General features: G+C 65.8%; 12 protein-coding genes and 1 other RNA gene. All 13 read right to left on the bottom strand.

Annotation, left to right across the window (positions count from 1 at the left end; genetic code table 11):
- Nucleotides 1–7: 7 nt before the first annotated feature.
- On the bottom strand, nt 8–916 hold the full coding sequence (locus WBH99_RS09820) for a D-alanine--D-alanine ligase (RefSeq protein WP_424219934.1): 909 nt from the start codon (nt 914–916) through the stop codon (nt 8–10).
- Between the two features lie 5 nt (nt 917–921).
- Nucleotides 922–2,310, bottom strand: a complete 1,389-nt coding sequence (gene murC / locus WBH99_RS09815; protein ID WP_424219899.1) for a UDP-N-acetylmuramate--L-alanine ligase — start codon at nt 2,308–2,310, stop codon at nt 922–924.
- Nucleotides 2,307–3,377, bottom strand: a complete 1,071-nt coding sequence (gene murG / locus WBH99_RS09810) for an undecaprenyldiphospho-muramoylpentapeptide beta-N-acetylglucosaminyltransferase (RefSeq protein ID WP_424219898.1) — start codon at nt 3,375–3,377, stop codon at nt 2,307–2,309. The genes murC and murG overlap by 4 nt, the downstream gene beginning before the upstream one ends.
- A complete protein-coding gene (ftsW, locus tag WBH99_RS09805) occupies nt 3,374–4,537 on the bottom strand; it encodes a putative lipid II flippase FtsW (RefSeq protein WP_424219897.1) in 1,164 nt (387 codons plus the stop codon). The genes murG and ftsW overlap by 4 nt, the downstream gene beginning before the upstream one ends.
- On the bottom strand, nt 4,534–5,889 hold the full coding sequence (murD, locus tag WBH99_RS09800; protein ID WP_424219896.1) for a UDP-N-acetylmuramoyl-L-alanine--D-glutamate ligase: 1,356 nt from the start codon (nt 5,887–5,889) through the stop codon (nt 4,534–4,536). The genes ftsW and murD overlap by 4 nt, the downstream gene beginning before the upstream one ends.
- A 5-nt stretch (nt 5,890–5,894) precedes the next feature.
- A complete protein-coding gene (mraY, locus tag WBH99_RS09795) occupies nt 5,895–6,998 on the bottom strand; it encodes a phospho-N-acetylmuramoyl-pentapeptide-transferase (protein WP_424219895.1) in 1,104 nt (367 codons plus the stop codon).
- Entirely contained in the window at nt 6,998–8,371 is a 1,374-nt protein-coding gene (locus WBH99_RS09790) for a UDP-N-acetylmuramoyl-tripeptide--D-alanyl-D-alanine ligase (RefSeq protein ID WP_424219894.1), read from the bottom strand. Before WBH99_RS09790 ends, mraY begins: the two co-directional genes overlap by 1 nt.
- Nucleotides 8,372–9,844 (bottom strand): UDP-N-acetylmuramoyl-L-alanyl-D-glutamate--2,6-diaminopimelate ligase, encoded by a 1,473-nt coding sequence (locus WBH99_RS09785; protein ID WP_424219893.1) that lies wholly within the window; start codon nt 9,842–9,844, stop codon nt 8,372–8,374.
- Nucleotides 9,841–11,592 carry a peptidoglycan D,D-transpeptidase FtsI family protein gene (locus WBH99_RS09780; protein ID WP_424219892.1) on the bottom strand — a complete coding sequence of 584 codons (1,752 nt, stop codon included), beginning with the start codon at nt 11,590–11,592 and terminating at the stop codon, nt 9,841–9,843. Before WBH99_RS09780 ends, WBH99_RS09785 begins: the two co-directional genes overlap by 4 nt.
- The gene (ftsL, locus tag WBH99_RS09775; protein WP_424219891.1) at nt 11,592–11,861 is read right to left on the bottom strand and encodes a cell division protein FtsL; all 270 of its coding nucleotides are present in this window, start codon (nt 11,859–11,861) and stop codon (nt 11,592–11,594) included. The genes WBH99_RS09780 and ftsL overlap by 1 nt, the downstream gene beginning before the upstream one ends.
- Nucleotides 11,861–12,790: a 16S rRNA (cytosine(1402)-N(4))-methyltransferase RsmH gene (rsmH, locus tag WBH99_RS09770; RefSeq protein WP_424219890.1), complete on the bottom strand. Its 930-nt coding sequence runs from the start codon at nt 12,788–12,790 to the stop codon at nt 11,861–11,863. The genes ftsL and rsmH overlap by 1 nt, the downstream gene beginning before the upstream one ends.
- On the bottom strand, nt 12,787–13,236 hold the full coding sequence (gene mraZ / locus WBH99_RS09765) for a division/cell wall cluster transcriptional repressor MraZ (protein ID WP_424219889.1): 450 nt from the start codon (nt 13,234–13,236) through the stop codon (nt 12,787–12,789). The genes rsmH and mraZ overlap by 4 nt, the downstream gene beginning before the upstream one ends.
- 365 nt (nt 13,237–13,601) lie before the next feature.
- Nucleotides 13,602–13,995, bottom strand: an RNA gene (rnpB, locus tag WBH99_RS09760) — RNase P RNA component class A.
- Nucleotides 13,996–14,000 lie beyond the last annotated feature (5 nt).

The raw sequence follows: 14,000 nt of genomic DNA, 5'->3' as shown, positions 1-14,000 counted from the left end.
GTTCTCTTCAGTCCCGGCCCGCGAGGGTGAGCACTTTCAATACCAGTTCGTCGTAATCCATTCCGGCAACCCTTGCCGCCATGGGCACGAGGGAATGGTCGGTCATGCCGGGGGAGGTATTGACCTCCAGGAAATAATGCCGCCCCTCCTGATCCATGAGGAAATCCACCCGGCCCCAGCCCTTGCCGCCCAGCACCTCGAAAGCCTTCAGGGCGCCGGCCTGGACCTCGGCTTCCTTGTCTTTGGGCAGGCCGCAGGGGCAAAGGTAACGGGTGTCATCGCGCAGATATTTGGCGTCGTAGTCATAAAACCCGGTCGCCGGCTCGATCTTGATGACGGGCAGGGCCTGGTCCCCGACGATCGCCACCGTGTATTCGCCGCCCATCACGCCAGACTCGGCAATCACCAGCGAGTCATGCCGGGCGGCCTCCTGCCAGGCGGCACGCAGCCCGCCTTCCCGGGTCACCATGGAGACGCCGATGGAGGAACCTTCCCGCACGGGCTTTACAAACAGGGGCAAGCCCAGTTGCTCTTCCACCTCAGTGAAATTGGCGTCGGCGCTCAGCATGGCGTATTCGGGGACCGGCAGCCCGACGGCTTGCCAGATCAGCTTGGTGCGGAACTTGTCCATGCCCACGGCGGAAGCCATCACCCCGGGCCCGGTGAAGGGAATCCCCATCAGGTCCAGGGCGCCCTGGATGGTGCCGTCTTCGCCATAGCGGCCGTGCAGGGCGATGAAGGCCCGGTCGTAGCCCTTCAAGGCATCGAGGGGTTGATCGGCGGGATCAAAGGCATGGGCATCCACGCCCTGGCGCCGCAGCGCCGCGAGCACCCCGGCGCCGCTTTTGAGGGACACGGGGCGCTCGGCGGAAGTCCCGCCCATCAACACCGCCACCTTGCCGAATTTGCGATGCATTGCACTCATGCTTGACTCACTTTGGCAGGAACGCCACCTATGGAACCGGCTCCCATGGTCAAGACCACGTCGCCATCCTGGACCACTTCCCGGATCCGCTCCGGCATCTGATCGATGTCTTCCACGAACACCGGTTCCACCTTGCCTGCGACCCGCACCGCCCGGGCCAGGGCCCGGCCGTCGGCGGCGACGATGGGCGTCTCCCCGGCGGCATACACATCGGCGAGCAGCAGCGCATCGACCCCGGAGAGCACCTTGACGAAATCCTCGAAACAATCCCGGGTGCGGCTGTAGCGGTGCGGCTGGAAGGCCAGCACCAGGCGGCGGCCGGGAAAGGCGCCGCGGGCGGCGGCGAGGGTGGCCGCCATTTCCACCGGGTGGTGGCCGTAGTCATCGACCAGGGTGAAGCGGCCACCGGAAGCCAGGGGAATCTCCCCGTAACGCTGGAAGCGCCGGCCGACGCCCTTGAACTCGGCCAGGGCCTTGATGATGGCCTCGTCCGCTACCTGTACCTCGGTGGCCACACTGATGGCGGCCAGGGCATTGAGCACATTGTGCATGCCCGGCGTGTTGAGGGTGATGGGCAGGCGGGTGGTGCTGCCATTGACCCGTACCGCATCAAAATGCATCTGACCGTCCTTGGCGCGGATGTTTTCCGCGTAGATGCTGGCTTCCGGCGTCAGGCCGTAGCGCACTACCTGCTTTGGCACCAGGGGCAGGATCTCGCGCACATGGGGATCGTCCTGGCAGAGCACCGCCACGCCGTAGAACGGCAGGCGGTTGAGAAACTCCACGAAAGCCTGCTTCAGGCGGCCGAAGTCGTGACCGTAGGTTTCCATGTGATCCGCATCGATATTGGTCACCACCGACACCACCGGGGAGAGATAGAGGAAGGAGGCATCCGACTCGTCGGCCTCGGCCACCAGGAAATCCCCCTTGCCCAGGCGGGCATTGGCCCCAGCCGCATTCAGGCGGCCACCGATGACGAAGGTGGGATCGAGCCCGCCTTCGGCAAGGATGCTCGCCACCAGGCTGGTGGTGGTGGTCTTGCCGTGGGTGCCGGCAATGGCGATGCCCTGCTTGAGGCGCATCAGCTCGGCCAGCATCTGGGCCCGGGGCACCACGGGGACATCGGCCAGGCGAGCCGCCACCACTTCCGGGTTGTCCGCCTTGACGGCGGTGGACACCACCACGGCATTGGCGCCCGCGATGTGGTCGGCCGCATGACCGATGGCGACCCGGATACCCAGACTGGCCAGGCGCTGGGTGGTGGAAGTGGTGGCCAGGTCGGAACCGGACACGGTGTAGCCCAGGTTGGCCAGCACCTCGGCGATGCCGCTCATGCCGGAACCGCCGATGCCGACGAAATGGATATGTTTGACCTTGTGTTTCACTTGGCAATCTCTTTGCAAACTTGAGCCACGTCACGGGCGGCATCAGGGCGGGCCAGGGCCCGGGCCTTCCCGGCCATCTCCTGCAACTGGCTGCGGCTGTAATTGCCGATCAGGGCGACCGATTCCGGCGTCAAGTCGGCCTGCGGCAACAAGAAGGCGCCGCCGGCCAGGGTCAGGAATCTGGCGTTGCTGGTCTGGTGGTCATCCACCGCATGGGGATAGGGCACCAGAATCGCCGGCACCCCTACCGCCGCCAGTTCGGCCACGGTCAAGGCGCCGGAACGGCAGATCACCAGATCGGCCCAGGCATAGGCCCCGGCCATGTCGTCGATGAAGCTGACGCAGTGGGCCTGGACCCCGGCCTCGGCATAGTGGCGCTCCAAGGCCGCCAGGTGCTTCTCGCCGGACTGGTGCACCACCTTCGGGCGCAGGGCCGGCTCCATCAGGGCGAGCCCCTTGGGAATGATCTCGTTGAGCACCTGGGCGCCGAGGCTGCCTCCCACCACCAGCAGGTTGAGGGGGCCGTCCCGCCCGGCCAGGCGTTCGGCGGGGGGCGCGACCCGGATGATTTCCTCGCGCACCGGATTGCCCACCCAGATGCCTTTCTTCAGGACTTCCGGAAAGCCGGTCAGCACCCGGTCCGCCACCCTGGCCAGCACCCGGTTTGCCAGCCCCGGCACGGAATTCTGTTCGTGGATCACCAGGGGAATGCCCAGCAGCTTCGCCATCATGCCGCCCGGGAAGGCCACATAACCGCCCATGCCCAGCACCACATCGGGCCGCACCCGGCGTAACCCGGCCAGGGCCTGGCCAAAGCCCTTGAGCAGATTGATGGGCAACATGAGCTTTCGGGCCAGCCCCTTGCCACGCAGGGCGTCAAAATGCACATACACCATCTCGAAGCCATGCTGGGGCACGAGGCGCGCCTCCATGCTGCCCGGCTTGCCCAGCCACAGCACCTTCCAGCCCTCGTCGCGCAGCTGCTGGGCCACGGCCAGGGCCGGAAAGATATGGCCACCGGTGCCGCCGGCCATGATCAGGATGGATTTGCGGGAATGGCGGCTCACAGCTTGCCTCCGCGCATCAATTGCCGGTTTTCCCAATCCACCCGGAGCAAGATGGCCAGCGCGACGCAGTTTGCGACGATGCCCGAGCCGCCGAAACTCATGAGCGGCAAGGTCAGGCCCTTGGTCGGCAAGAGCCCCATGTTGACGCCCATGTTGATGAAACTCTGGAGCCCGATCCAGATGCCGATGCCCATGGCCACCAGGGCCGGATACAGGCGCTCCAGCTGCACACACTGGCGCCCCACGGCAAAGGCGCGGTGCACCAGGAGGGCGAACAAGCTCACCACCACCAGCACGCCGACAAAGCCCAGCTCCTCGGCGATCACGGCCAGCAGGAAGTCGGTGTGGGCCTCGGGCAGATAGAACAGTTTTTCGACGCTGGCCCCCAGCCCGACGCCGGAGAACTCGCCCCGGCCAAAGGCGATCAAGGCATGCGAGAGCTGATAGCCCTTGCCATAGGCGTCCGACCAGGGGTCCATGAAACCGAACAGCCGGTCGCGCCGGTAGGGGGAAACGATGATCAGGATGGCAAAAGCGGCCAGCAGGAAGACGAACAGGAAGGCGAACAGGCGGGCCTTCATGCCGCCCAGGAACAAGATGCCGACGGCGACGGCGATGATGACCACGAAGGCGCCGAAGTCCGGCTCCTTCAAGAGCAGCCCGCCGACCAGGGCCATGGCGGCGGCCATGGGCAGAAAGGCCTGCTTCAGGTCGTGCATGACTTCCATCTTGCGCACCGTGTAATCGGCGGTGTAGAGCACGGCAAACAGCTTCACCAGTTCCGAGGGTTGCAAATTCACCACCCCCAGCGGCAGCCAGCGCCGGGCGCCATTCACTTCCCTGCCGATGCCGGGGATGAGCACGATGGCCAGGAGCAGCACGCCCACCAAAAAGAGCCAGGGCGATGCTTTTTGCCATGTGCTCAGGGGCACCTGGAAGGCCATGGCCGCAGCGATCAGGCCGATGCCGAGGAAAACCCCGTGGCGCACGAGAAAGTAGGCCGGCTGGTTGCCGAAGGCCCGGTTGCCCTCGGCAAAGGCGATCGAGGCGGAATACACCATCACCAGGCCCAGCATCAGCAGCAGGAGGCCGCTCCAGAGCAGGGCCGGGTCGATCTCGGCGATCTGGCGGCGGGGCGAATCGAGGGCTTCGACGATCATGCCCCACCCTCCAGTTTGCGCACCGCCGCCACGAAAGCTTCGGCGCGGTGCGCGTAATTACGATACATGTCGAGACTGGCGCAGGCCGGCGAAAGCAGCACGCAATCCCCGGGCCGGGCCTGGGCCGCCAGCCAGGTCACGGCGCCTTCCATGTCGGCAAAGCGCTGCATCGGCAGGCCGCAAGCGGCGATGGCGGATTCGATGGCGGGGGCATCCCGGCCGATCAGGGCGACGGCCCGGCCATGCCGTTCCAGGGCCGGCTTGAGCGGCGAGAAATCCTGGCCCTTGCCTTCGCCACCGAGGATGATGGCGACCGGCCGGCCCATGCCGGCGAGGGCGGCCAGGGTGGCGCCGACATTGGTGCCCTTGGAATCATCGACATAGCGCACGCCGCCGATCTCGGCCACCGGCGTAACCCGGTGCGCCAGGCCCTTGAAGGTCTTCAAGGCGGGCAACACCCGCTCGGCCTCGACGCCGATGGCGGCGCAAAGCGCCAGGGCGGCCATGGCATTGGCTGCGTTGTGCAGACCCGCGATGGGCAGTTCGTCAAGACCAAGGAGGCGTTTTTCGCCCAGGTAGAGGGCGTTGTCCTTGAGGCCGTAATGGCCGGACCGGGGCGGCGGATTGAGGCCGAAGGTCACGAGGCCGGCGCCGCAGCCGCCCAGGGAGAGGCTCCAGTCGTCATCGCGGTTCAGCACCCGCACCGGCCTGCCCTGGAAGATGCGGGCCTTGGCGGCGGCATAGTCGGCCAGGCCGTGGTAGCGGTCGAGATGATCCTCGCTCAGATTCAGCATGGCGGCGGCGTCCGCATCGAGGTGATACGTGGTTTCGAGCTGAAAGCTGGAGAGTTCCAACACCCAGACGGCCGGCAGCTTGCCTTCGTCCAGGGCGGCCATCAGGGCATCGAGCAGCGCCGGGGAGATGTTGCCGCAGGCCACGGCGGGCACCCCCGCGCCGTTCAGGAGATGGGCGGTGAGCGCCGTGGTGGTAGTCTTGCCGTTACTGCCGGTGATGGCGAGGAGCCTGGCATCGGGCTGGTAGCGGGCGAGGCCCGCGACGAACAGCTCCACTTCGGAGAGCACCGGCACGGTGGCGGCGGCGATTTCCGGGGTGGTCTTGGGCACGCCGGGCGAAAGGGCGATGGCATCGATGCCGGCAAAGCTTTCCGCCCGGAAGGGGCCGGTCAGCAGTTTTGCGTCGGGCACGGCCGCGGCGAGGTCCTGCCGCTTGGGCGGATCGAGGCGGCTATCGGCGACACGCACCCGGGCACCCTGGCGATCGAGCCATCTGGCCATCGCCAGGCCCGATTCGCCGAGCCCGATCACGAGGAAGGTTCTGCCCTTTGGTTCCATATTCTTTAGCGCAACTTCAAGGTGGAAAGGCCGATCAGCACCAGGATGATGGTGATGATCCAAAAGCGCACGACGACCTGGGTTTCCTTCCAGCCGGTCTGCTCGAAATGGTGGTGCAAGGGCGCCATGCGCAGGATGCGCCGGCCCTGGCCGAAGCGCTTCCTGGTGTATTTGAACCAGCCCACCTGCAGCATCACCGACAGGGTTTCCACGACGAACACCCCGCCCATGATGAACAGCACGATTTCCTGGCGCACGATCACGGCGACGCAGCCCAGGGCGGCGCCCAGGGCGAGGGCGCCGACATCCCCCATGAACACTTCCGCCGGGTAGGCGTTGAACCAGAGAAAGCCCAGCCCGGCCCCGGCGATGGCGCCGAGCAGGATGCAAAGCTCCCCCGCCCCGGGCACATAGGGCACGAACAGGTACTTGGCATAGACGGCGTTGCCGGCCACATAGGCGAAGATGGCAAAGGCCGAAGCCACCATCACGGTCGGCATGATCGCCAGGCCATCGAGGCCGTCGGTGAGGTTCACCGCGTTGGAGGTGCCGACGATGACGAAATAGGTGAGCACCACGAAGCCCCAGATGCCCAGGGGCAGGGCGACACTCTTGAAGAAGGGCACGATCAGTTCGGTCTGGGCCGGCACCTGGGCCGAGAAGGCGATGAACAGGGCCGCCCCCAGCCCGAGGAGCGACTGCCAGAAGAACTTCCAGCGCGAGGACAGGCCGTTCGGGTCGCGGTACACCACCTTCTTCCAGTCGTCATACCAGCCGATGATGCCGAACCCCAGGGTGACGATCAGCACCGTCCACACATACTTGTTGGTCAGGTCGCCCCAGAGCAGGGTGGTGACGGCGATGGCGATCAGGATCAGCACCCCGCCCATGGTCGGGGTGCCGGACTTGCATAGATGGGTCTGCGGCCCATCCGTGCGCACCGCCTGGCCGATCTTCTTGGCCGCCAGCCAGCGGATCACCGCCGGCCCCATGATCAGGGAAAAGAACAGCGCGGTCATGGCGGCCAGCATGGTGCGCAGGGTGATGTAGTTGAAGACGTTGAAGGTCCGGATGTCCTGGGCCAGCCACTGGGTCAGCATGAGCAGCATCAGTCGGTCTCCTTTGCCGTTTCGGGTGGGGCCAACAGCGCCTGCACGATGCGTTCCATCTTCATGAAGCGGGAGCCTTTCACCAGCACCGTGGTGCCGCCCTCCAGTTCCGGCAGGAGGGCCTGCACCAGGGCTTCCACTGTCTTGAAGTGGCGCGCGCCCTCGCCGAAGTTGCGCACCGCCTGCTGACTAGCCTCGCCCAGGGCATAGAGCCGGTCGATGCCCTGGCTCTTGGCGTAACCGCCGATTTCATCGTGATACTGGGCGCAGGCTTCGCCGATTTCGCCCATGTCGCCCAGCACCAGGATCTGCCGCCCCACGGTGGAGGCCAGCACGTCGATGCCGGCCCGCACGGAATCGGGGTTGGCATTGTAGGTGTCGTCGAGCAGCATGGCGCCGCGGATTCCGGCCCGGCGTTGCAGGCGCCCCTTGACGCCGGCAAAGTTGGCCAGCCCCGTCGCCACCGTATCCAGGTCCAGGCCAGCGGCCAGGGCCACGGCAGCGGCGGCCAGCGCATTGCGGGCATTGTGGCGGCCCGCAGCCTGCAGTTCGATGCTGCGGCTACCGTCGCGGGTTTCCAGCCTCAAGCGGGTATCCAGGCCATGCAGCTGCACCCGGCCGGCAACATCGGCCGCCTGATCCAGGCCAAAACCCAGGACCGGACGACCACGGTTGAGATTGCGCCAGAGGTCGGCATAGGCATCGTCGCAGTTGATGACGGCCACCCCATCCTGGCCCAGTCCTTCGTAGATGGAGGCCTTCTCCCGAGCCACGCCATCCAGGCAGCCCATGCCCTCCAGGTGGGCGCGCTGGGCATTGGTCACCACCGCCACCGTGGGCTGGGCGATGCGGGTCAGGTAGGCGATTTCGCCCGGGCTGTTCATGCCCATTTCCACCACGGCGGCCCGGTGTCCGGGCTCCAGCCCGAGAAGGGTCAGGGGCAGGCCGATGTCATTATTGAGGTTGCCCTGGGTGACCAGCACCTGTTCCCCATAAGCCACCCGGAAGATGGCGGCGATCATTTCCTTGGTCGTGGTCTTGCCATTGGAACCGGTCACCGCCACCAGGGGAATGTCGAAACGCTGGCGCCAGGCCGAGGCCATGCGCCCCAGGGCGAGCCGGGTGTCGTCCACGACGATGGCGGGCACGCCGGCGGGCAGCCCCTCCTCCCGGGCCACCAGCAAGGCGGCCGCACCTTGCTGCACGGCCATCTGCAGATAGTCGTGGGCGTCGAAACGCTCTCCCTTCAGGGCCACGAACAACTGGCCGCTACAGTCCTTGCGGCTGTCGGTACTGACGCCATGAAGAGTCAGATCGGCACCGATCATGCGCCCTTCCAGCGCTGCGGCAATTTCGCTCAGAGTCCAGCGCATTTACGCCACCTTCCTGTTTTCGTTACGGGCCGCCAGGGCCCGCCGGGCTTGTTCTCCATCCGCAAAGGGATGGCGCACCCCGGCAATTTCCTGGTAGGGCTCGTGGCCCTTGCCAGCAATCAGGATCACGTCCTGCGCTCCGGCGCCGCGCACCACCCCGGCGATGGCCCGGCCCCGGTCGGCCTCGACCCGGGCGCCCGGGGCGCCTTGGCGGATGGCATCGATGATGTCCATGGGGTTTTCGCTGCGCGGATTGTCGCTGCTGATCCAGGCTTCATCGGCCAGGGCCGCGGCCACCTCGCCCATCAGCGGGCGCTTGCCCGGGTCCCGGTCGCCACCACAGCCAAAGAGGCACAGCAGCCGTCCGCCCCGAGCCGTGGCCAGCGGCCGTAGCGCCGCCAGGGCATTGGCCAGGGCATCCGGGGTATGGGCGTAATCCACCAGCACCAGCGGCTCCCCCGCGCCGCCGTAACGCTCCATGCGTCCAGGGGGCGGGGTCAGGCTGGCCAGACGCTCCGCCGTGGCCCGCGGCTCCAGCCCCCGGTCCAGCAACACCGCGGCGACGGCCAGCAGATTGGCAATGTTGTAGGCCCCGACCAGCGCGGTTTCCACCGCGGCATTCCCCCACGGGGTCTGCAATTCGAAGGCCTGGCCGCTCGCCGTCGCCTCGAGCCGGGCGGCGCGCAGCACGGCCGGCAGGTCGCGGCGCCCTTCCAGGCTGTAGCCGATCACCCGGTCCGCCGTACTGGTGCGCGCCAGCTGCTGCCCCAGGGCATCGTCCAGATTGATCACCGCCAGGCGCAAACCGGGCCAGCGGAACAGCTTTGCCTTGGCGGCGCCATAGGCTTCCAGGGTGCCGTGGTAGTCGAGGTGATCGCGGGTCAGATTGCTGAAGAGGGCCGTATCGACCCGGCAACCGTTGATGCGGCCCTCTTCGATGCCGATGGAACTGACCTCCAGGGCGCAGGCTTTGGCCCCCCGCTCCCCCTGTCCGGCGAGGAGCCGGGCGAGAGTGGTCGCTTCCGGAGTGGTGAAACCGGTTGGCTCCAGTTGCCCGGGGAAACCCGCCCCCAAGGTGCCAATGCTCGAACAGGGCTCCGGATAGACCTGGGCCAGCCACTGGCTGATGGTGGTCTTGCCGTTGGTGCCGGTGACCGCCAACAGGGCCACGGATTCACTCGGCCGGCCCGCCAATTCATGAGCCAGGGGGCCCGCCAGCGCACGCAGGCCGGGTACTTCCAGATGAGGCACCTGCCAGTCCGGATTCCAGGCGAAACCGCCGCCGGGCTCCCAGCACACGGCCGCCGCACCGGCGGCCAGGGCTTCGGCGATGTACTGCCGTCCATCCGCCCCATGACCGGGATAGGCCAGGAACAGTTCGCCCGGACGTACCTGACGGCTGTCATCCATCGCGCCCGTCAGGCCAGCGGACGACAGTCCCAGTTGCGCCAGCAGCAGGCTCGCCCCGGTCATACCACTCCCTCCTTCTTGCCGTCCGTCACCTGCTGCACCGGGGCGTCGGGTGCAATCCCCATGGTGCGCAGGGCGCCCGCTGTAATCTGGGAAAACACCGGACCTGCCACGCTGCCGCCAAAATACTTGCCGGACGAGGGTTCATCCACCATCACCGCGACGATGAAGCGCGGTTCCGACATGGGCGCAATGCCCACAAAGGAAGCCACGTAGCGGTGGGCGTAGACCCCGCCTTCCAGCTTGTGGGCCGTGCCGGTCTTGCCGCCGATGCGATAACCGGGCACCTGGGCCTGAGGCGCCGTGCCGCCGGGGCCGACGACCATTTCCAGCATGGTGCGGACTTCCCGCACCGTCTGCGGCGAAAACACCTGCACTCCCCGGGGCGGCGGCTGTTCCAGCTTCTGCAAGGAAAGGGGCAGCAGGTCCCCGTCCCGGGCGAACACCAGATAGGCCCGGGCGAGCTGGATCAGACTGACGGAGATGCCGTGGCCGTAGGCCATGGTGGCCTGCTCGATCGGACGCCAGTGCTTCCAGGGCCGCAGGCGGCCGCCCACCTCACCGGGAAAACCCAGGGCCGGCGGGGTGCCAAAGCCCAGGGTATCGAACATCTCCCACATTTCCTTGGGCGCGAAGGTGGACGCAATCTTCACCGCGCCGACGTTGGAGGATTTCTGGATCACCTGGGCCACGGTCAGGGCACCATGGGGGTGAGCATCGGAAATCGTGGCCCCGCCAATGGTGATGTGCCCCGGGGCACAGTCGATGATGGAGTCGAAACGGAACTTGCCCTTTTCCAGGGCCAGGGCCACCGTGAAAGGCTTCATGGTGGAGCCCGGCTCGAAGCTATCGGTGACGGCGCGGTTGCGCAGCTGCGGCCCGGTGAGCCGGGCCCGGTTGTTGGGGTTGTAGGAAGGCCAGTTGGCCAGGGCCAGGATTTCCCCGGTTTTCGCATCGATCACCACCGCCCCGCCCGCCTTGGCCTGATTGTCCTGCACCGCCTGTTTGACCGCCGAAAAGGCCAGGTACTGGATCTTGGAATCCAGGGCCAGGCGGATGTCCTTGCCATCTTGCGGCGGCCGCATGCTGCCCACATCCTCGACGATCTGACCGCGCCGGTCGCGAATGACGCTGCGACTGCCGGGGTGCCCCATCAGCGCCGGCTGATAGGCCAGTTCCACGCCCTCCAGGCCGCGATCATCGACCCCGGTAAACCCGACGATATGCGCCACCATCTCGCCCGCCGGGTAATAGCGGCGAAATTCCTTGCTTTGGTGCACGCCCGGCAACTTCAGGGCCGCGATCCGATCCGCCGTTTCGGGCGGCACCTGACGCTGCAGATAGACAAAATTCTTGTCGCTCGCCAGGTGCCGCTGCAATTCCTTCACATCCATGTCCAGCAGGCCCGCCAGACTCCTGACCTGGAGCGGCTCCAGCTTGCCGGCATCGACCGGAATGGCCCAGACCGACTTCATGGGCGTGCTGATGGCGAGCAGATCGCCATTGCGGTCGAGAATCTTGCCCCGCGAGGCAGACACTTCCAGATCGCGCAGGTAGCGGGATTCACCCTGGCCCTGCAAAAACTCGTTATTCACCACCTGCAGATAGAAAGCCCGCCCCAGCAAGGCCGCGAACAGGCCCAGAAATACCAGGCCGGCCAGGCGCGAGCGCCAGCCCGGCAACGCCAGTTGCAGCAAGGGGCTCTCGCTGAAGCGATGCGCCCGGGAAGTATGGCGGCGACGCACGGCCATCAGCGCCCTCCGCCTGGCAAATACACCGGCGAGACACGCGCCGGCACCACCATCTTCAGCCGTTCCCGGGCGATTTTCTCGATGCGCGAATGGGTCGCCCAGGTGGATAGTTCCAGTTGCAACTGGTCATACTCGACATCCAGTTGCCGGGCGCGCTCCTGCTCGGCCTCGAGGGCCTGAAAGAGCTTGCGCGCCTTGTGCTGGGAAGTCACCGTCCCCAGCGCGCACATCACCGCCACCAGTAACAGGATCATATTGAAACGCAACATCAGAGTTTTTCCGCCGTACGCATCACGGCACTACGGGCCCGTGGATTGGCCATCACTTCTTCTGTCGATGGCTTGCAAGCCTTGCCCAGCAAACGCAGCGTGGGCCTGGGCAACTGGTCGGCGCGCAAGGGCAGGTCTTTGGGCAGGGCATCGGCCGGCATCGCAGCCTTGCGCATGAACTGCTTGACGATCCGGTCTTCCAGGGAATGAAAGGAAATCACCACCAGCCGCCCGCCCGGGCGCAGCAACTCCAGCGCCTGCGGCAGGGCTAGCGCGAGCTCGCCGAGCTCCTGATTGACGTGAATCCGTAGAGCTTGAAAGCTGCGCGTCGCCGGATCCTGACCGAGCTCGCGGGTCCGCACGGTTTCGCGTACGAGCGTGGCGAATTGACCTGTGGTTGTAATAGGCCGCTCGGCCCGAGTAGCCACAATCTTCTTTGCAATCTGGAAAGCAAACCGTTCTTCGCCATAATTTCTGATGACCTCCGTGATGTCTCTTATTTCGGCCCGCGCCAGCCACTCCGCCGCCGTCTCGCCGCAGGAGGTATCCATGCGCATGTCGAGGGGTGCGTCGTGGCGGAAGCTGAAACCCCTCCCACCTTCGTCCAGCTGGGGACTGGAAACCCCCAGGTCGAACAAGATGCCATCAAAGCCGGAAAAACCGGCCTCCTCCGCCCCTTCCGACAACTCGGAAAAAGGACGGTGCAACAACGTGAAACGGGAATCGACCAGGGCGCGCCCGGCCTCGATGGCCACCGGGTCCCGGTCCAGGGCCAGCAAATGCCCGGCCTCGCCCAACTGCGCCAGAATGGCCCGGCTGTGGCCGCCGCGGCCGAAGGTGGCATCCATGTAAGCCCCCCCGGGTTGCACCGCCAGCGCTTCCACCGCCTCCTGCAGCAGCACCGTGACATGGGCGCCGCCAGCCTTCACAGGGAAATATCCTCGAAACCCGGGGGCGGCTCGTCGCTTTGCAGCGCCTCGAAAGCCAGTTCGTTCTGGCGCCGCCAACCGGCATCGCTCCAGATTTCGAAATGACTTCCCATGCCCACCATCCAGATCGTTTTTTCAAGTTGAGCGTGCTCCCGAAGCTCGGGAGCCACCAGCATCCGTCCGGCCGAATCCATGGATTCGGTCCGGGCATTCCCCACCAGCACCCGCTTCAGGCTCTGGGCCCGGGCATCGAAGCTGGGGGCTTTCAGAATCTTGTCGCGAATCGGCTCCCAGGCCGACAGGGGATAAAGCAGCAGACAACGCTGGGGATGAGCAGTCAGCACCAGGGAGCCTTCGGCCGCGGAGACGAGCGCGTCCCGGTGGCGCGCCGGAATGGCAAGCCGCCCTTTCGCATCCAGACTCAGCGAAACCGCTCCTTCAAACATGGCCCCAAACCCCCCGTTCACCCACTTTACACCACTTCTTCCCACTTTACGGCACAGCCTCACCCCCCGTCAACCGCAAGAATCCCGGTTTTTTTAGCCAAGACAAGGACTTAGCCGCGCTTTCAAATAAAATCGCGGATGAAAATAATCAATCAAATCAATGCATGGGAAGGGGAACTGAAAGTGCTTTATCAGGAGTGTCGCCGGGTGGGGAAACCCTTCGGCCATTCATGACGCATGAAAATCCGGAAGGGGGCGCACAGGGCGCGGGGAAGGGGAACGGAAAGGCCGGTCAGATCAAATGCAAGCAATGTTCATTGCATTCTTGTCGCGCATGCACGATCGGGGCGAGCGCCCGGAAATGAAGGGGGAGTTGGCCGATAAGCCGGGTTCTGTGAAGGACTTGCGTCCTTTGGCAGCCATTCCTCTAGGCCCGGCATTGCTGCGGGGCTCAAGCAACCTACCCGGAAGCAGCGCGGGCCACGCCTGATGCTTCCCTATTTGGTCTTGCTCCGGATGGGGTTTACCTTGCCAGTCCTGTCACCAGTCCTGCGGTGGGCTCTTACCCCGCCGTTTCACCCTTGCCTGATCCCCAGGCTCACGCGCTGGGGCCATCGGCGGTCTATTCTCTGTTGCACTTTCCGTCGCCTTGGGTCTTGCGACTTATAGCGCCCGGCCGTTAGCCGGCATCCTGCCCTGTGGAGCCCGGACTTTCCTCCCCCTGCCTTGCGGCAGGCAGCGGCTGCCTTGGCCAACTCCCGGCG

Origin of the sequence: Azovibrio sp. (genome assembly GCF_049658005.1) — a bacterium.
Lineage (GTDB): Bacteria > Pseudomonadota > Gammaproteobacteria > Burkholderiales > Rhodocyclaceae > Azovibrio.
The sequence above is the reverse complement of the archived record's forward strand: the minus strand, read 5'-3'. Positions and strand labels throughout refer to the sequence as shown.